Raw genomic sequence first — 16,328 nt, 5'->3', positions numbered from 1 at the left:
AGGTCGACGAGCGTGAAAGGCTCTTTTCGGCCATCTCCCATGACCTCAAGACCCCCATTACTCGCATGCGACTGCGCGCCGAGATGCTCGACGATCCGCTGCAGCGCGAGCGCTTCTGCGCCTCGCTCGACGAGCTCGACCTGCTGGTCAAGGGTGCGCTGGCATCGGTCAAGGGCTTCGACCTGCACGAGGCGGTAGAAGCGGTCGACCCCCGAGCGGTGCTGGACGAACTGGCGGAAGAGCTGGCGCTGCAGGGAGGTCAGGTGAGCCTCTCGGGGGACGCCGAGCCGCTGGCGGTGAAACCGCTGGCGTTCAAGCGCTGCCTGGCGAATCTGGTGGAGAATGCCGTCTTCTATGGCAAGCGCGCCGAGGTGACGCTGGACGATTCTCCGCAGCAGCTCTCGATCCACATCCGCGACCATGGGCCGGGCATTCCCGAGGCCCAGCTCGGGCGAGTCTTCTCTCCCTTCGTTCGCCTCGAACCCTCACGCAGCCGCAACACCGGTGGGAGCGGCCTGGGGCTGGGGATCGCCCGACATATCGCCCGTGCTCTGGGCGGAGACATTGCGCTCGCCAACCATTCCGAGGGCGGCCTGCTCGTCACTTTGTCCATTCCCCGATGGGATGCGAGCAATACTTTGCAGCACTAGGAAACATGGCGTGGTCGGAGCGATCGGTTAGGTTAAGAGTTTCGCCGCTCTCAAGGACTCGATCATGGACTGCTACGATATCGCCTCTCTCGAAGCTCATGTCCGCAAGACCATGGCGTTTTACCATCCGCGGGCCATCGATCCCCGGGGCGGCTTCTTCCACTACCTGCGTGACGACGGCGAGATCTACGATCGACGCCATCGCCATCTGGTATCCAGCGCACGCTTCGTCTTTACCTACGCTCGCTACGCCGAACATTTCAAGCGTCCGGAATACCTGGACGGTGCGCGGCACGGCCTTGACTTCCTCGAACGCTGCCACTACCAGCCCGACTACCAGGGTTATGCCTGGACGCTGGCCGACGGACGGGCCGAGGACGACACCAACCACTGCTACGGACTGGCCTTCGTGCTGCTGGCCTATGCCACGGCGCTCAAGGCCGGCATCCCCGAGGCGCGCCAGGGCCTGTACCGCGTGCATGAACTCCAGACGAACCGATTCTGGGAAGCGCAGTGGCAGCGCTACGCCGACGAGGCGGACCGCCACTGGCAGGTGTCGGACTACCGTGGCCAGAACGCCAACATGCATAGCTGCGAAGCGCTGATTGCCGCTTACGATGCCACGGAGGACCGAGCTTTCCTTGAGCGTGCGCTGCAGCTGGCCCGCGCCTTCTGCCTGGAGTCAGCGCAGCATGACGCGGCAAGCGAGCGCAAGCCCGAGCAAGGAGGCTGGATCTGGGAGCATTACGATCGCCAGTGGCGGCGCGATCTGGACTATCACCTCGACGACCCGCGCCACCTGTTCCGGCCTTGGGGCTACCAGGTGGGCCACCAGACCGAGTGGGCCAAGTTGCTGTTGCTGCTTGAGCATCGCGCGTCCGAAGCCTGGCTGCTGCCCACCGCCAGCCGACTTTTCCTGAGCAGCGTGGAGGCCGGCTGGCACCCCGAGCACGGCGGGCTGGTGTATGGCCTGGATCTGGAGGGCAATCTCTTCGATGAGGACAAGTACTTCTGGGTACAGGCGGAATCCCTGGCCTGTGCGGCTATGCTCGGTCAGCGTACCGAGGAGCCGGTATTCTGGCAGTGGTACGAGCGGCTATGGGACTACAGCTGGCGTCACATGATCGACCACCGCCATGGCGCCTGGTATCGCATCCTGACGCCTGACAACCGTCGCTACTCCGACGAGAAGAGCCCGGCGGGCAAGGTCGACTATCACACCATGGGGGCCTGTTACGATGTCATCGAAACCCTGCGGAATGTTTCAGGCTCGTAATATTGGCGCAACACTATCCATTACTAGGTAACCCTGGCCTTGATCCGAATGGGCTAACGTTGTTGCTGTCCGTCTCTCACGGTCAATCAAATTTCTAACAATATCGGAGACACGCCTGATGCGCACGAACATGCCAACATCACTGTTTCGCAAGTCCCTTCTCGGCCTGACCGTTGCCGCGGCCATGAGCGCGGCTCATGCCCAGACCGCCGAGGTGGAGGTGCTGCACTGGTGGACCTCTGGTGGCGAGGCCCGGGCCGCCAATGTGCTCAAGGAGCTGATGGAAGCCGAAGGCTACGGCTGGGAGGATTTCGCCGTGGCCGGTGGCGGTGGTGAGACCGCCATGACCGTACTCAAGTCCCGCGCCATGTCCGGTAACCCGCCCTCGGCGGCCCAGATCAAGGGGCCCGAGATTCAGGAATGGGGCGAGCTCGGCCTGCTCGGCAGTCTCGAAGAGGTTGCCATGGCGGAGGGCTGGGACGACTTGCTGCCAGCGGTGGTGTCCGACGTGATGAAGCATGACGGCGAATACGTTGCAGTACCGGTCAACGTGCATCGGGTCAACTGGCTGTGGGCAAATCCGGAGGTGCTCGATGAGGCCGGCGTCGAGATGCCGACCACGCTGGATGAGCTGTTCGCCGCCGGCGAGGCGATTCGTGAAGCGGGGTACATACCCCTGGCCCACGGTGGCCAGGCCTGGCAGGATGCCACTGTCTTCGAGAGCGTGCTGCTGGCCACCGGTGGCACCGAGTTCTATCAGCAGGCACTGGTCGAGCTTGACGAGGAGGCGCTGGGCAGCGAGCAGATGGTCGAAGCGCTCGAGACCTTCAAGCGCCTGCGCGAACTGATGGACGAAGACATGTCGGGCCGCGACTGGAACATCGCCACCTCCATGGTGATCAATGGCGATGCCGGCATGCAGCTGATGGGCGACTGGGCCAAGGGCGAGTTTACCGCCGCCGGGCTCACCGCCGGCGAGGACTACCTCTGCGCCGCGGCGCCGGGTACCCAGGAGGCCTTCACCTTCAACATCGACAGCCTGGCCATGTTCCGTGTCGAAGGCGAGGAGCAGGAGGCCCAGCATGCCTTGGCGCGCCTGGTGCTGGAACCGACTTTCCAGGAGACCTTCAACCTGGCCAAGGGCTCGATTCCTGCTCGTCCCGATCTCGACATGAGCGAGTTCGACCAGTGCGCTCAACAGTCCCTCGAGGACTTCCAGCGCACCGCGGAAGCGGGTGGCCTGGTGCCCAGCATGGCCCATGGCATGGCCGTGCGTGCCGACGTGCAGGGTGCCATCTTCGATGTAGTGACCAACTACTTCAACTCGCGTGACATGGCTGCCGAAGAGGCTGCCCGGCGCATGGTCAATGCCGCCCAGGCTGCGTTGTAACCCGCAGTCGAAAGGTGGGGCGGGCCTGACCAAGCAGGCCCGCCCCCGGTAGCACGCCGTTCAGTCCGAGGTTTCCCCCTATGTCCCTCTCAAGTCCCGCGGTGCAGCCGGCCGCCGGTCCCGGTGCCCGACGCAGTTCGGCCGGCCTGCTCCAGGCCTGGCTGCCCAAGCTGGTGCTGGCGCCGTCCATCGCCATTTCGCTGTTCTTCGTCTACGGCTTCATGCTGTGGACCTTCATTCTCTCGCTGACCAGCTCGCGCATGCTGCCCAGCTACGAGTTCGTCGGCTTTGCCCAGTACGCCCGGCTAATGGTCAACGACCGTTGGTGGGTGGCCTCGACCAACCTGGTAGTGTTCGGTGGTCTGTTCGTTGCCATCTGCCTGGCGCTGGGGCTGGTGCTGGCGATCCTGCTCGATCAGCGCATCCGTCAGGAGGGGGCGCTGCGCACCCTCTACCTCTACCCCATGGCACTCTCTTTCATCGTTACCGGCGTGGTGTGGAAATGGCTGCTCAATCCGGGGCTCGGCATCCAGGCGATGGTACGTAGCTGGGGCTTCGAGAGTTTCCGCTTCGACTGGATCATCGACCCCGACATGGCGGTCTACACGCTGGTGATCGCCGCGGTGTGGCAGGCTTCCGGCTTCGTCATGGCGCTGTTCCTGGCCGGGCTGCGCGGCATCGACGACAGCATTCTCAAGGCGGCCCAGCTCGACGGTGCCAGCCTGCCGCGCATCTACTGGCGGGTGGTGATTCCCTGCCTGCGGCCGGTGGTGTTCAGTGCGGTCATGATCCTCTCGCATATCGCCATCAAGAGCTTCGATCTGGTGGTGGCACTCACCAATGGCGGGCCCGGCTACGCTTCCGACTTGCCGGCAACCTTCATGTACGCGCACGCCTTCACCCGGGCACAGATCGGCCTGGGTTCGGCCAGCGCCATGCTGATGCTGGGCGGCGTATTGGCGATCCTGATTCCCTATCTCTATTCCGAGCTGAGGAGCCGTCGCCATGGATAACGTGATTCGCCGCCGTACGTTCGGCGCTCGTATTGCCCGCTTCTCGCTCTATGCCGTGCTGATCGTGGCGGCACTGTTCTACCTGTTGCCGCTGGCCGTGATGCTGATCACCTCGGTGAAGCCGATGGCCGAGATCACCCCCGGTACGCTGCTTTCACTGCCGCAGGACCCCACACTGGCGCCGTGGGTCAAGGCATGGGGCGAGGCCTGTACCGGTATGCGCTGCGAGGGCGTGGGTGTCTACTTCTTCAACTCCATCGCCATCGTGGTGCCCGCCGTGCTGATCTCCACCACCATTGGCGCGCTCAACGGCTACGCCCTGACCAAGTGGCGCTTCAAGGGTTCGGAACTGCTCTTCGCGCTGATGCTGTTCGGCTGCTTCATTCCCTTCCAAGTGGTGCTGCTACCCATGGCGCAGACGCTGGGCTGGCTGGGGCTGTCGAGTTCCCGGGCGGGGCTGATCCTGGTTCACGTGATCTTCGGCATCGCCTTCACCACGCTGTTCTTCCGCAACTTCTACGTGGCGGTGCCCACCGAGCTGATCTCCGCGGCCAAGCTCGACGGTGCCGGCTTCTTCCGCATTTTCTGGCGCATCCTGCTGCCGGTCTCGGCGCCGATCATCGTGGTCTCGGTGATCTGGCAGTTCACCCAGATCTGGAATGACTTCCTGTTCGGCGTCGCCTTCTCGGCCCACGACACCCAGCCGGTGACGGTGGCGCTCAACAACCTGGTCAATACGTCTACCGGTGCACGCGAATACAACGTCGACATGGCGGCGGCGATGATTGCCGCGCTGCCCACGCTGGTCGTCTACGTGCTGGCCGGCAAGTATTTCGTGCGTGGGCTCACGGCAGGCTCGGTCAAAGGCTGAGCGCAAGAACAATCAAGAGGTTTTCGATATGGCAGCGCTTGAAATCAACAATGTCTGCAAGGACTTCGGCAGCGAGCAGGTGCTCAAGGACGTGAGCCTGGCGATAGATTCGGGGGAGTTCCTGATCTTGGTGGGCCCTTCGGGATGCGGCAAGTCGACGCTGATGAACGCCATCGCCGGGCTCGAGCCGGTCACTTCAGGCGAGATCCGCATCGCCGGGGAGGAGGTCACCTGGCAGACCCCGGCGGAGCGCGACATCGCCATGGTGTTCCAGTCCTATGCGCTCTATCCGAGCATGACGGTGCGCCAGAACATCAGCTTCGGCCTGGAGATGCGCAAGGTCCCCAAGGCCGAGCGCGAAGCCGCCGTCGAGCGGGTCGCCGACCTGCTGCAGATCTCGCACTTGCTCGAGCGCAAGCCGTCGCAGCTCTCCGGTGGCCAGCGTCAGCGGGTGGCGATGGGCAGGGCGCTGGCACGTGAGCCCAAGGTGTACCTGTTCGACGAGCCCCTCTCCAATCTCGATGCCAAGCTGCGTGTCGACATGCGCACCGAGATCAAGAAGCTGCACCAGCGCCTCGGGACGACCATCGTCTACGTCACCCACGACCAGATCGAGGCCATGACGCTCGCCGACTGCATCGCGGTGATGCGCGATGGCCGCATCCTCCAGCTCGGCTCGCCCGACGAGGTCTACAACAATCCGGTGGACATCTTCGTGGCCGGCTTCATGGGCTCGCCGTCGATGAACTTCATTGCCGCCACGCTCGAGGAGCAGGCCGGGGAGTACCTGCTGCGCATCGAGACACCGTATGAACCGTCCCTGGCGTTACCCTGGCCACGTGAACGAGCTACTGCGGCCATGGCCGAGCGAGTCGGAAAGCCGGTGATCCTGGGGCTGCGTCCCGAGCATTTTGCCGAGGATGACGCGCGACTTGGCGAATTCTCCGAGGGCGTGCTGCTCACGCCGCGCATCACCGTGGTCGAGCCCACCGGCGCCGACATCCTGCTGCAGCTGCAGCTGGGTGAAGGGGAGGCGACGGCCCGGGTCGGACCCAAATGTCGAGTGGCTGCGGGAGAGCGCCTGGCGCTGCGCATCGACATGGCCCGTGCGGTGCTGTTCGATAGCGAGACGGAGAAACGTTTGGCTTGAGTCCACCCGTGAGGCCGCCAGCCGAGGGCTGGCGGCCTAGAGCCAAGATGTTCAGCGAACCGTGATCACGGTGCACTCGGCCACGTGACTGACCTTGTGCGACACGCTGCCTACCACCAGCCCACGCAGGTCGCTCAGGCCGCGGCTGCCCATGACGATCGCCTCGACGCCGCGGCGCTTGGCTTCGCTGACGATGGTGCGAGCGGGGTCGCCCTGGCCGATGATCGTCTCGACCCGGGTCACGCCCTTGGCGCGTGCTGCCTTTTCCGCCCTGTCGACGATCTGCTTGCCGATGTCCTGGCGTGCCCGGGGCTCCTGGGGCTCCTGGCGCGACGCCTCGATGGCAATGGCGCCGATGCCCCACACCAGCGTCGTTTCGTGAGTGAGTTCCTCGGGGATGTGCAGGATATGCAGGGTGGCATCGCCCTGGCTGGCCAGCTGACAGGCGACCTCGAGGGCTTTCTTGGCTCCTTCGGAACCGTCGACGGGGACCAGGATGGACTTGTACATGGCGCGTTCCTTGTTTCGTAGTGGGGCGGATCAGTTCCCACGAGCCTAGACCTTCGTATTCAGAACGTCATGACCCCGATCAAGGTCTCTGCAGATCGGCTTTTCCTCACTTGGTTTCCTCCAGCCGTCGCAGCTGCTGCCAGAGCTCGCTGCGCAAGTCGGCCATGCGTGGCGCCTCGCCTTCGCCGAATACCAGCGGGCGGGTCAGGCGCAGGGTGCGCAGGCCGAGGCGGGCACTCAGCAGACCTACCCCCATGCCCTGGCCGGCGCGCGCCGAGAGGCGGCCGGCCAGGTTCAACGACAGCAGCTCCATGCCGGCATCTCCGGCCATCTCGGTGGCGCCGGCAAAGGCCATGTTGTAGAGCACGTTGCGCAGCAGGCGCAGGCGGCTGGCATAGCCCAGTTCCAGCCCGTAGAGACGGCAGATGCGATCGATCATCGCCAGGCTGCGCCACGCCACCAGGAACATGTCGACCAGCGTCAACGGGCTGACTGCCACCATGACGGCCGTTTCGCCGGCCATGCGTGAGATGAGACGGCGGGCCTGGCGATCGCGCGGTGCCAGCAGGTGGTGAGCCAGCAATTGCTGGATTTCCGCACCGGCGTGGTGCGGTTCGCGGGCGGCGAGAAAAGCCTGCCAGTGGGGATGGTCGTCATCGAGCCCGAGCTGGCGCTTGAGTACACGGGCCAGCTCGAGCGCCTGCCTGGCGTCGGCCTGGGGCAGCCCGGCCAGTCGGCTGCGCAGGGCATCGTGGCGCTTCAGGCGGCGCAGGCGCCAGGCCTCGCGGACGAGCGCCGCAGCGCCCAGGGTGATGGCACCGAGTCCCAGCAGGTGCCAGCCGCCGCTGAGCCAGTCGCCGCCGAGCAGCGCATCGGGCAGGTTCATGGCCAGTTCGGCCGTGCCCAGTGCGATGCCGCCTCCCAGCAGGGTCAGTAGCCCCCAGCGGCGCTTGCGCGGGCGGCCGAGGCTTGCCTCCAGATCGCGCTCGGTGCGGCTGACCGGGGCCTCCTCGACGGGGCGTGTGGGCAGCTGGCTGTCGAAGTCCAGGCGCGGCCGCGGCGACTCCAGTCCTGGCGTTGCCGGTTCGTCGAGAGTGAAGCGGCGGGCTGGCCGCGGGTCGTCGCCCTGTGGCTCGTGACGATGGTCGCTCATTGCAGCTTGTCTCCGATCAGCCAGTCCAGTGCGGCGTCGAGGCGGATGTGGGGTAGTGCGCCGCCTTCACGCGGGGCGGGGCGAAAGGCGTGGAAGTCGAACCCTTGGCGGGTCCAGAACTCGGTCTCGGGCAGCTTCGCCGGCACCTCGCCGGGGAACACCAGCACCTCCTCGCCCCCTAGCGTCGTGCCGCGCAGGGCCGGCGTTCTTTGGCCCTTGTGATTGACTTCATGCGCCTCGGTGGCGCGGATCGCCGCCAGCGACAGCGCCTTCACCGGCACGTTGGCGTAGCGCAGGTCCTGCAGCGGTTCGGCGAGCAGGGCCTCGAGCAGGGCGGACAAGTTGGCGTGCTGCTCGGGAGTGACGTGGTCGGCCTTGGTCGCGGCGATCGCCAGGCGGTCGATGCGCGGCGCGAACAGCCGCGAGAGCAGGCTGCGCTTGCCGTAGTCGAAGCTCTGCATCAGCGTGGTCAGCGCCCGGGAGAGATCCTCGAAGCGCTCCGGGCCGGCGTTGAGGGCGCCGAGCACGTCGACCAGTACGATCTGCCGGTCGAAACGGCGGAAGTGATCGCGGTAGAAGGGCCTCACGATACGCTGCTGATAGTGGCGAAAGCGTGCCGCCAGGGTGGCGTAGACACTCTCCGGCGGCAGCTTGGCCAGCGCTGCGTCGTCGACCTCCGCCAACGCAGGCAGCGGGAAGAACTGCAGCACCGGGGCGCCTTCGAGGTCTCCCGGCAGCAGGAAACGACCCGGCTGCAGGTTGGCGAAGCCCGCCTCGCGTGCCGCCTGCAGGCTACGCGCGTAGAGCGCGGCGATGTCGGCGAGTTCGGCTTCGTTGGCCTCGGCGGCGGGGTCGAGCCTGGCCGCGGCACGCTCCCATTCGGCGAGCAGGGCGTGGCGCTGCTCGCCGGCGCCGGCCAGCATGGCACGGCTCCAGCCCGGGTAGTCATGGCCCAGCAGTGGCAGATCGAGCAGCCACTCGCCAGGGTAGTCGAACAGGGCGAGGCTGAGCTCGGCGGTTTCGCTGCGCAGCAGGCCGCGCCGCGCTGGGCGATAACGGATCGACAGGCGCAGCTCGCTGATGCCGCGGGTCGGTTCGGGCCAGCGTGGCGGCTCGCCGTCGAGCGCCGTCATGGCCTGGTCATAGGGGAAGCGCGGCACCCCGAGGTCGGGCTGGCTGACCCGGCGGGCACCCAGCAGGCGCCCTTCGCGGGCGGCCGGCATCAGGTCGAGCCGCGCTTCGAGCCCGGCGTGGCGCAGCTGGTTCACCAGCGAGGTGAGAAAGGCGGTCTTGCCCGAGCGCGAGAGCCCGGTGACCGCCAGGCGTAACTGGCGGTCGCGGCCGCGTTCGATCAGGTTGGTCAGCTCCCGAGTGAGCGACTGGCGCATTGGCGAGGAATCCCTTCACAGCAGTGTCAGCCGCTAATGTGAGGGTCTTGGCGGCGTCTGGCAAGGCGCTGCCAGGCCAGCAGCGCCATCGGTACCAATGCCAGCGGCACCAGCAGGGCATTGAGCAGCGTCCAGCCGAGCAGGTTGACCAGCGGCCCCGCCAGCAATGCCGTGACGGCCACGGTGGAGAAGACCAGAAATTCATTGGCGGCCTGGGTGCGGGCCTTCTCCACCGGCCGATAGGCCTCGGTGAGCAGGCCGGTGGCCGGCAGGAAGGTGAAATTCCAGCCCAGCCCGAGCAGGATCAGGGCGAAGTGAAATCCCGCCACGCCGGCCTCGACCTGGGCGGCCATGCCGCTCGCCGCCAGCAGCAGGCAGCCCGCGGTAATCATGCGTGGCGCGCCGAAGCGTGCCGTCAGGTGGCCGGTGGCGAACGAGGGCAGGAACATCGCCAGCACGTGCCACTGGATCGTGGTGGCGACGTGATCGAAGTGGTGGCCGGCGCCGGCCATGGCCAGTGGAGTAGCGGTCATCGCCAGGTTCATCACGCCGTAGCCGATCAGCGCCGAGAGTACCGCCACCAGGAACACCGGCTGGCGCACGATTTCCCCGAGCGGCCGTGGCTGGCCCTCGCCATGGGTTTTCTCGGGGGGCGGCAGCCGGGTCGCCAGCAGCACCAGCAGGGCTACCAGATAGAGCGCTCCCAGGCCGAGGAAGCTGCCGAGAAAGGGCGTGGTGGCCGCTTCACGGCTGATACGGGCCAGCCACGGGCCGAAGAAAGCAGCCAGTACGCCGCCACCCATGACCAGGCCGATGGCCCGATCACGCAGCGCCATTGGGGCGGCTTCCACTGCGGCAAAACGATAGAGCTGACCGAAGCCGATGCCGATGCCGATCAGCCAGGTACCCAGCATGAAGAGAAAGAAGGCCTCGGCCACCAGAGCCTGGGCGGCGACGGACACGCCGACGAGCCCCAGCAGGTTGCCCAACAGAAAGCCCCGCTTGCGCCCCAGCCGCGCCATGATCAGCGAGGCGGGGATGGTCGCACACATCAGTCCCAGCCACTGGGTGGCGACCGGCGCGGTGGACCAGGCCGGGTTGGGAGCGAGGTGGGCGCCGATCAGCGGCGAGACCGCGATGAGCAATATATTGCCGCTCACCAACAGCGCCTGGCACAGCGACAGCAGAGTCACGTTGAAGGGCATGGCAGCCTCCTGGGCAATGCAACCATTATGGTGCAAGAGATAAGGGTGAAGCTCGGCCTGCGGGGCCGAAGCGCTGGTAGTACAGGCTGGGAGAAATTCCGTAGTGGCGTTGAAACAATCGCCGCAGCTGCTCCGCACTGCCCAGACGCCACTGTCGCGCCAGGGGCTCCAGCGGCGGTGGTTGCTCGCTGGCCACTAGTGCCAGGCGAGCCTGCTCCAGGCGCAAGCGGGTCAGGTAGGTGCCGGGCGTGGTGTCAAGCTGCTGGCGGAACAGGCGCGTCAGGTGGCGCGGCGTGACCCCGAGCGACTCGGCCAGCTCTTCCAACTGGTGGGGGGCGGCGGGGTCGGCGTGGAGTCGGTCGATCAGGCGTCGCAGTGTGCCGCTGGCGCGGTGCTGGCTGGCCAGCACTTCGCTGAACTGCGACTGCCCGCCGGGACGGCGCAGGAACAGCACCAGTTCGCGGGCGACCTGACCGGCCAGGGCGCTGCCATGGTCGGCCTCGAGCAGTGACAAGGCCAGGTCGATGCCGGCGGTGACCCCAGCGCTGGTGAAGCGCCCCGCCGACTCGATGTAGAGTGCATCGGGAAGCACCTGGATCGCGGGATAATCGCTGGCCAACTGGGCGCAGTGCCGCCAGTGGGTGGTGGCCTGGCGTCCGTCGAGCAGACCGGCCGCGGCGAGCAGGAAGGCACCGGTGCAGATCGAGCCCAGTCGACGTACCTGGCGGGACCGCTCACTCAGGGCGTCAAGCAGCTCGGGCCGCTGGCACTGGGTTGTCACGCCGCGGCCGCCGGCGACGAGCAGCGTATCCACGGGGCCGAGCGAGGAGAGGTCACGCCAGGCAACGTCGGCCTGCAGTGCCAGGCCACCGTTGGTCGCCACGCTGCCCGGCGCTTCGGCGACCAGATGGATGCGGTAAAGCGATTGACCGCTCACGTCGTTGGCCGAGGCAAAGACCTGCCACGGACCACTGACATCCAGCAGCTGGCAGTCGGGATAGGCAAGAATGGCGACGGTACGCGACATGGCGGCTCCCTGTGAAGCGAGGCCCTGTCAGTCTCCGCCGATCATGGGATGTCTGCAATGACGAATATCCCACCGATACGGACATTCCACCGCCGGGTCATGTCGCCACCAGCCACTGCCCCCAGATCGGTATCGTGGCAATGAAGAAGCCCAGCCCGGCCAGGGCATAGCCTGGCCAACGCTGCTGCTTACGTTTCCCCCGGCGCTGGGCCAGGGTCAGGCCGGCCAGGCAGGTCACCAGACCGATGACGTTGAAGACGAAGGTGAACATGCCGAGCACTGGCGTCATGGCGGCTCCCGTGGCGCGTGGAGGGTGAAAAATCCGAAACCCAAGTGCATGATATCAGGAGCGAAGACAACGAGGACACGACATGAGCGAGAGGTTGCCCGGCCGCGACGCGGTGATTGCCTTCTGGTTCGAAGAGCTCGAGCCCGCCCAGTGGTTTCGCAAGGATGCCGCACTCGATGGGAAGATACGCGAGCGCTTCGCCGCCCTTCACCATGCCGCAGCCGCAGGCGAACTGTGGCAGTGGCGCGATACGCCGCGGGGACGGCTGGCCGAGATCCTGGTGCTCGATCAGTTCTCGCGTAACCTCTATCGTAATGACGCGCGCGCCTTCGCCCAGGACCCTATGGCGCTGGTACTGGCTCAGGAGGCTGTGGCCCAAGGGCATGATCGTGAGCTCGAGCTGCCATGGCGCAGCTTTCTCTACATGCCCTACATGCACAGCGAATCGCTTGCGGTCCACGACGAGGCGCTGCGCCTTTTCGACCAGCCCGGGCTGGAGGACAACCTGCGCTTCGAACATCTGCATCGTGACATCCTGCTGCGCTTTGGCCGCTACCCGCACCGCAATGCCATTCTCGGCCGTGAGTCGAGAGAAGAAGAGCTGGCCTTCCTGAAGCAGCCCGGCTCGTCATTTTAAGCTACCCTTTGCAGTGAAGCCGCGCTTAGGCATCATCGAGGCTCCCCAAAGGGGCAAGGAAAGACCTAAAGGAAAGGAGAGACGACATGGGACTTATTGCCTGGCTGATCATCGGCGGTCTGGCGGGCTGGATCGCCGGCAACATCATGCGCGGCGGTGGCTTCGGTATCCTGCCCAACATCGGCGTGGGCATTGTAGGCGCCGTGATCGGCGGCTTCCTGTTTCGCCTGCTGGGGCTGCAGGCCGGCGGTTTCATCGGCTCGCTGGTCACGGCTACTGTCGGCGCGGTGGTGCTGCTGTGGGTCATTGCCAAGATTCGAAAATCCTAGGCTGCGTGGATAGGATGAATCGGCCCGGGCAACTTCCCGGGCCGATTCGTTTGTGCCCACGCGATTTCAGAACGTATAACTGACGCCCACTACCGCGACCGGGTAGACGGGCCACTCATTGGCTTCGTCCTCGAGCCGCTGCTCCTCCTGGCGGATCTCTCGGCGCAGCTGGGCAGACAGGGGGTTATCCCCGTTCTCGAATCCTTCCGATGTCCTCAGCGACACGTCCGGATCGGTGGGGATGACCCCGACTTCGGCGAAGACACCGAAGCCGCTGCGATGCGATTGACGCCAGCCGAGGCCGGCATAGGGCTGTACGCCGTCGGCGAGGGTCACTGTGCCATGCAGGGTGCCGAGCGCATCGGCAGGGTATTCCTGTCCATTGAACTGGTAGGTCGAGTTGCGCGGTCGGCCTACCACGTCGGCATCGATATCCGGCAGCATGAGACCGGCGCTGAGAAAGAAGCCGCTGGTGAAGGGGTAATAGTCCAGCGTCAACTTGCTTGCCGCCAGGTTCACGTCGCCATCGTAGTTGACGTCGTCGGTGCTGTAATCGGTACTCCAGTCCAACCCGCCGGTATAGCGGGCAGAGACGCCCAGGCGCTCGCTGAAGCGCCACGCGAGGTCGGCGCCCGCGCCGGTGGTACCGGCAACGGCACCCAGCGTCATACGGTTGTCCTGCGCGTACGCCTGGGTCGTGCCCAGCAGGCACAGGGTGGCGATCATGCCGGTGGCCGTCATCCTTTTCATCAACTTACTCCTCGGTTTGCCATCGTTCGCGGTGGTGCGCCGCCTCGTTGAGTTAGCCAGTATCGGTTGTGATCGTCGGCAGCTTAAACCGATTAATGTTTTCTTTTGTTGCCATAGCCTGGCGCGATTGGCGGCCTTTGGGCGCGGAACTACCTTGTCAAACGAAGCAGGCAGCTCGCAGCCGCCGGGTCAAGGCGGGCGCCACGTACGCAGCGGAGGGAAGCAGGAACCATACGGACTACAGGAGCTCGATCATGGCGAACAATCCCCACACCTCACCCAACAGCGGTGCGCCCAACGACACCGACTTCAAAACCAACGAGCACAGTAAGTCGGAGAATCTGGAGAAGTACCGCAGTGATGCCACCGGTCACGACTTGCGCACCAATCACGGCGCGCGCATTGCCGACAACCACAACTCGCTGAAGGCGGGCGAGCGAGGGCCGACGCTACTCGAAGATTTCGTCTTTCGCGAGAAGCTCAACCACTTCGACAATGAACGCATTCCCGAGCGCATCGTGCACGCCCGCGGGGCCGCGGCCCACGGCTATTTTCAGCCCTACGACAATGCCGCCCAATACTCCAAGGCAAGCCTGTTTCAGGACGCCAAGAAGAAGACGCCGGTCTTCGTGCGCTTCTCCACCGTACAGGGCTCGCGCGGCTCCAACGACACCGTGCGCGACGTGCGCGGCTTCGCCACCAAGTTCTACACGGACGAGGGCAATTGGGATCTGGTCGGTAACGACATGCCGGTGTTCTTCATCCAGGATGCGATAAAGTTTCCCGACTTCGTTCACGCGGTGAAGCCCGAGCCGCATAACGAGATTCCCCAGGGGCAGTCGGCCCACGACACCTTCTGGGACTTCGTCTCGCTGATGCCGGAGTCGACCCATATGGTGCTGTGGACCATGTCCGACCGCGCCTTTCCGCGCCACTACCGCAACATGGAAGGCTTCGGCGTGCACACCTTCCGCCTGATCGACAGGCAAGGCCAGGCACGCTTCGTCAAGTTCCACTGGAAGCCGCTGGCCGGCACCTGCTCGTTGATCTGGGACGAGGCGCAGAAGCTGTGGGGTCGCGACCCCGATTTCAACCGACGCATGATGTGGGAGGACATCGAAAACGGCGACTTCCTCGAGTACGAGCTGGGCATCCAGATCGTCGAAGAGGAGGACGAGCACAAGTTCGACTTCGATCTGCTCGACCCTACCAAGATCATTCCCGAGGAGCTGGTGCCGGTTACGCCCATCGGCAAGATGGTGCTCAACCGCAACCCGGACAACTTCTTCGCCGAAACCGAGCAGGTGGCCTTCAATCCGGCCCACGTGGTGCCGGGCATCGATTTCACCAACGACCCGCTGCTGCAGGGACGGCTGTTCTCCTATCTCGACACCCAGATGCTGCGCCTGGGCGGGCCCAACTTCAACGAGCTTCCGATCAACCAGCCGGTGTGCCCGTTCCACAACAACCAGCGCGACGCGATGCACCGCCAGACGATCAACAAGGGACAGGCTTCCTACGAGCCCAACTCCATCGACGGCGGCTGGCCCAGCGAGACGCCGGCGGCGCCCGAGAATGGCGGCTTCGAGTCCCATTGCGAGCGTATCGATGCGCACAAGATCCGTGCCCGCAGCCCCTCGTTCGGCGATCACTATTCGCAGGCCACGCTGTTCTGGAACAGTCAGACCGAAGTGGAGAAGGAGCACATTATCGCCGCCTATACCTTTGAGCTCTCCAAGGTGCAGCGGCCGTGGATTCGCGAGCGAGTGATCCAGCAGATCCTGCCCAACATCGACTTGGAGCTGGCGCGCCGGGTCGGCGAGAATCACGGCATCGAGGCACCGACGGAGAAGCCGGCAGCTCCCGAGGAGCTGGGCAGGAGTTCACAGCTGGAGTCGCCTGCCTTGAGCCTGATGGCACGCCTGCCGGGCAATATCAAGTATCGCAAGGTGGCGATCCTGGCGGCCGACGGCGTCGAGGCCGACCAGGTCGAGGCGCTAAAGAAGAAGCTTGAGGCCGAAGGTGCGCAGGGCATCGTGATCGCACCCAGCATGGCCCCCGTCAGGGCCGCGAATGGCAAGAGCGTGACGCCCGACGCCATGCTCAACGGCATGCCCTCGGTGGCGGTGGACGCGGTAGTGGTGCCTGGCGGCAGCGATAGCGTGGCTGCGTTGGCCAGGTCGGGGCAGGGTCGGTACTACGTGCAGGAAGCCTACAAGCACCTCAAGGCGATTGCCGCCGTGGGCGAGGGCAAGCTGCTGCTGGACGCGGCGGACGTGCCCACCGGCGAGGAGGGCGTGCTGACCGGCGCCGCGGTGGATGACGTCTTTACCCCACTGCGGGATGCGATGGGGCAGCATAGGGTATGGGCTCGCGACCCCAAGGCCAACGACATGCCGGCCTGACAAATGCCTGCGCGAGCGAATCACTGCGCTATAGCCGCCATCCCTGGCGGCTACCCTTCGGGCCAGCCTGAAGGCTGTTCAAATTCGTTCCCGGCGGATTTGTGCGCGGTGCTGGAGCGCCAGCCCGGTCGGAATCCTCGGCTTCTCGCTCCTCCGGAGCCGTCCTGCAGATGTTTGTCGCTTCGCTCGGTTCTGTGCTCCGTGCACCTTGCGACCCACAGGGATGTGGGAAGTCGTTGGTTCGTAGGGAACGAACCTAGCCGCTTCATCTCGCTCGGCGATTTG

At 65.3% G+C, this 16,328-nt stretch carries 16 protein-coding genes; 9 read left to right on the top strand and 7 right to left on the bottom strand.

All coding sequences use genetic code 11. From position 1 onward, the window contains the following. The 6 genes from HBJ55_RS20655 to HBJ55_RS20630 all read left to right on the top strand — a co-directional run. The coding region (locus HBJ55_RS20655) for a sensor histidine kinase (protein WP_240936223.1) at positions 1–650 on the top strand (650 nt) is incomplete at its 5' end. Between the two features lie 64 nt (positions 651–714). Beyond that, positions 715–1,926 carry an AGE family epimerase/isomerase gene (locus HBJ55_RS20650; protein ID WP_167119624.1) on the top strand — a complete coding sequence of 404 codons (1,212 nt, stop codon included), beginning with the start codon at positions 715–717 and terminating at the stop codon, positions 1,924–1,926. 130 nt (positions 1,927–2,056) lie between these two features. Next, positions 2,057–3,316, top strand: a complete 1,260-nt coding sequence (locus HBJ55_RS20645; RefSeq protein WP_240936222.1) for an ABC transporter substrate-binding protein — start codon at positions 2,057–2,059, stop codon at positions 3,314–3,316. An 80-nt stretch (positions 3,317–3,396) separates the two neighbouring features. Further along, positions 3,397–4,329 carry a carbohydrate ABC transporter permease gene (locus HBJ55_RS20640; protein ID WP_167119618.1) on the top strand — a complete coding sequence of 311 codons (933 nt, stop codon included), beginning with the start codon at positions 3,397–3,399 and terminating at the stop codon, positions 4,327–4,329. After that, positions 4,322–5,200 (top strand): carbohydrate ABC transporter permease, encoded by an 879-nt coding sequence (locus HBJ55_RS20635; protein ID WP_167119615.1) that lies wholly within the window; start codon positions 4,322–4,324, stop codon positions 5,198–5,200. Before HBJ55_RS20640 ends, HBJ55_RS20635 begins: the two co-directional genes overlap by 8 nt. 28 nt (positions 5,201–5,228) lie before the next feature. Continuing rightward, the gene (locus HBJ55_RS20630) at positions 5,229–6,350 is read left to right on the top strand and encodes an ABC transporter ATP-binding protein (RefSeq protein ID WP_167119612.1); all 1,122 of its coding nucleotides are present in this window, start codon (positions 5,229–5,231) and stop codon (positions 6,348–6,350) included. Between the two features lie 51 nt (positions 6,351–6,401). On the opposite strand, the gene HBJ55_RS20625 is transcribed toward HBJ55_RS20630, so the two are convergent. From HBJ55_RS20625 to HBJ55_RS20600, 6 genes are all read right to left on the bottom strand, one after another. Further along, on the bottom strand, positions 6,402–6,860 hold the full coding sequence (locus tag HBJ55_RS20625) for a universal stress protein (protein WP_167119609.1): 459 nt from the start codon (positions 6,858–6,860) through the stop codon (positions 6,402–6,404). Positions 6,861–6,966: 106 nt separating this feature from the next. Then, on the bottom strand, positions 6,967–8,013 hold the full coding sequence (locus tag HBJ55_RS20620) for a YcjF family protein (protein ID WP_167119605.1): 1,047 nt from the start codon (positions 8,011–8,013) through the stop codon (positions 6,967–6,969). Further along, entirely contained in the window at positions 8,010–9,401 is a 1,392-nt protein-coding gene (locus tag HBJ55_RS20615) for a YcjX family GTP-binding protein (RefSeq protein ID WP_167119602.1), read from the bottom strand. The genes HBJ55_RS20620 and HBJ55_RS20615 overlap by 4 nt, the downstream gene beginning before the upstream one ends. A gap of 26 nt (positions 9,402–9,427) precedes the next feature. Then, on the bottom strand, positions 9,428–10,606 hold the full coding sequence (locus tag HBJ55_RS20610) for an MFS transporter (RefSeq protein WP_167119599.1): 1,179 nt from the start codon (positions 10,604–10,606) through the stop codon (positions 9,428–9,430). 25 nt (positions 10,607–10,631) lie between these two features. Beyond that, complete coding sequence (locus HBJ55_RS20605) at positions 10,632–11,633, bottom strand: GlxA family transcriptional regulator (RefSeq protein WP_167119596.1); 1,002 nt, start codon at positions 11,631–11,633, stop codon at positions 10,632–10,634. Between the two features lie 97 nt (positions 11,634–11,730). Beyond that, entirely contained in the window at positions 11,731–11,922 is a 192-nt protein-coding gene (locus HBJ55_RS20600; RefSeq protein WP_167119593.1) for a hypothetical protein, read from the bottom strand. A gap of 82 nt (positions 11,923–12,004) precedes the next feature. On the opposite strand from HBJ55_RS20600, the gene HBJ55_RS20595 reads away from it, so the two are divergent. Together HBJ55_RS20595 and HBJ55_RS20590 are read left to right on the top strand one after the other, a co-directional pair. Further along, entirely contained in the window at positions 12,005–12,559 is a 555-nt protein-coding gene (locus HBJ55_RS20595) for a DUF924 family protein (protein ID WP_167119590.1), read from the top strand. 86 nt (positions 12,560–12,645) lie between these two features. Continuing rightward, positions 12,646–12,888: a GlsB/YeaQ/YmgE family stress response membrane protein gene (locus HBJ55_RS20590; protein ID WP_167119587.1), complete on the top strand. Its 243-nt coding sequence runs from the start codon at positions 12,646–12,648 to the stop codon at positions 12,886–12,888. A 66-nt stretch (positions 12,889–12,954) separates the two neighbouring features. On the opposite strand, the gene HBJ55_RS20585 is transcribed toward HBJ55_RS20590, so the two are convergent. Further along, a complete protein-coding gene (locus HBJ55_RS20585; protein ID WP_240936221.1) occupies positions 12,955–13,638 on the bottom strand; it encodes a hypothetical protein in 684 nt (227 codons plus the stop codon). 95 nt (positions 13,639–13,733) lie between these two features. On the opposite strand from HBJ55_RS20585, the gene katE reads away from it, so the two are divergent. After that, entirely contained in the window at positions 13,734–16,043 is a 2,310-nt protein-coding gene (gene katE, locus HBJ55_RS20580; protein WP_277345746.1) for a catalase HPII, read from the top strand. The last annotated feature ends 285 nt before the right edge of the window (positions 16,044–16,328 follow it).

The sequence above is a fragment of the Billgrantia bachuensis genome, assembly GCF_011742165.1.
In the GTDB taxonomy this organism is placed as follows: Bacteria; Pseudomonadota; Gammaproteobacteria; order Pseudomonadales; family Halomonadaceae; genus Halomonas; species Halomonas bachuensis.
Note: the sequence above shows the minus strand (reverse complement) of the source record. Positions and strands in the feature narration are given on the sequence as shown.

What these genes read in the sequence shown, in the direction of transcription:
- HBJ55_RS20650 (WP_167119624.1), top strand. Translation starts at nt 715, where the DNA reads ATGGACTGCTACGATATCGCCTCTCTCGAAGCTCATGTCCGCAAGACC.
- HBJ55_RS20645 (WP_240936222.1), top strand. Translation starts at nt 2,057, where the DNA reads ATGCCAACATCACTGTTTCGCAAGTCCCTTCTCGGCCTGACCGTTGCC.
- HBJ55_RS20640 (WP_167119618.1), top strand. Translation starts at nt 3,397, where the DNA reads ATGTCCCTCTCAAGTCCCGCGGTGCAGCCGGCCGCCGGTCCCGGTGCC.
- HBJ55_RS20635 (WP_167119615.1), top strand. Translation starts at nt 4,322, where the DNA reads ATGGATAACGTGATTCGCCGCCGTACGTTCGGCGCTCGTATTGCCCGC.
- HBJ55_RS20630 (WP_167119612.1), top strand. Translation starts at nt 5,229, where the DNA reads ATGGCAGCGCTTGAAATCAACAATGTCTGCAAGGACTTCGGCAGCGAG.
- HBJ55_RS20625 (WP_167119609.1), bottom strand. Translation starts at nt 6,860, where the DNA reads ATGTACAAGTCCATCCTGGTCCCCGTCGACGGTTCCGAAGGAGCCAAG.
- HBJ55_RS20620 (WP_167119605.1), bottom strand. Translation starts at nt 8,013, where the DNA reads ATGAGCGACCATCGTCACGAGCCACAGGGCGACGACCCGCGGCCAGCC.
- HBJ55_RS20615 (WP_167119602.1), bottom strand. Translation starts at nt 9,401, where the DNA reads ATGCGCCAGTCGCTCACTCGGGAGCTGACCAACCTGATCGAACGCGGC.
- HBJ55_RS20610 (WP_167119599.1), bottom strand. Translation starts at nt 10,606, where the DNA reads ATGCCCTTCAACGTGACTCTGCTGTCGCTGTGCCAGGCGCTGTTGGTG.
- HBJ55_RS20605 (WP_167119596.1), bottom strand. Translation starts at nt 11,633, where the DNA reads ATGTCGCGTACCGTCGCCATTCTTGCCTATCCCGACTGCCAGCTGCTG.
- HBJ55_RS20600 (WP_167119593.1), bottom strand. Translation starts at nt 11,922, where the DNA reads ATGACGCCAGTGCTCGGCATGTTCACCTTCGTCTTCAACGTCATCGGT.
- HBJ55_RS20595 (WP_167119590.1), top strand. Translation starts at nt 12,005, where the DNA reads ATGAGCGAGAGGTTGCCCGGCCGCGACGCGGTGATTGCCTTCTGGTTC.
- HBJ55_RS20590 (WP_167119587.1), top strand. Translation starts at nt 12,646, where the DNA reads ATGGGACTTATTGCCTGGCTGATCATCGGCGGTCTGGCGGGCTGGATC.
- HBJ55_RS20585 (WP_240936221.1), bottom strand. Translation starts at nt 13,638, where the DNA reads ATGAAAAGGATGACGGCCACCGGCATGATCGCCACCCTGTGCCTGCTG.
- katE (WP_277345746.1), top strand. Translation starts at nt 13,734, where the DNA reads ATGTTTTCTTTTGTTGCCATAGCCTGGCGCGATTGGCGGCCTTTGGGC.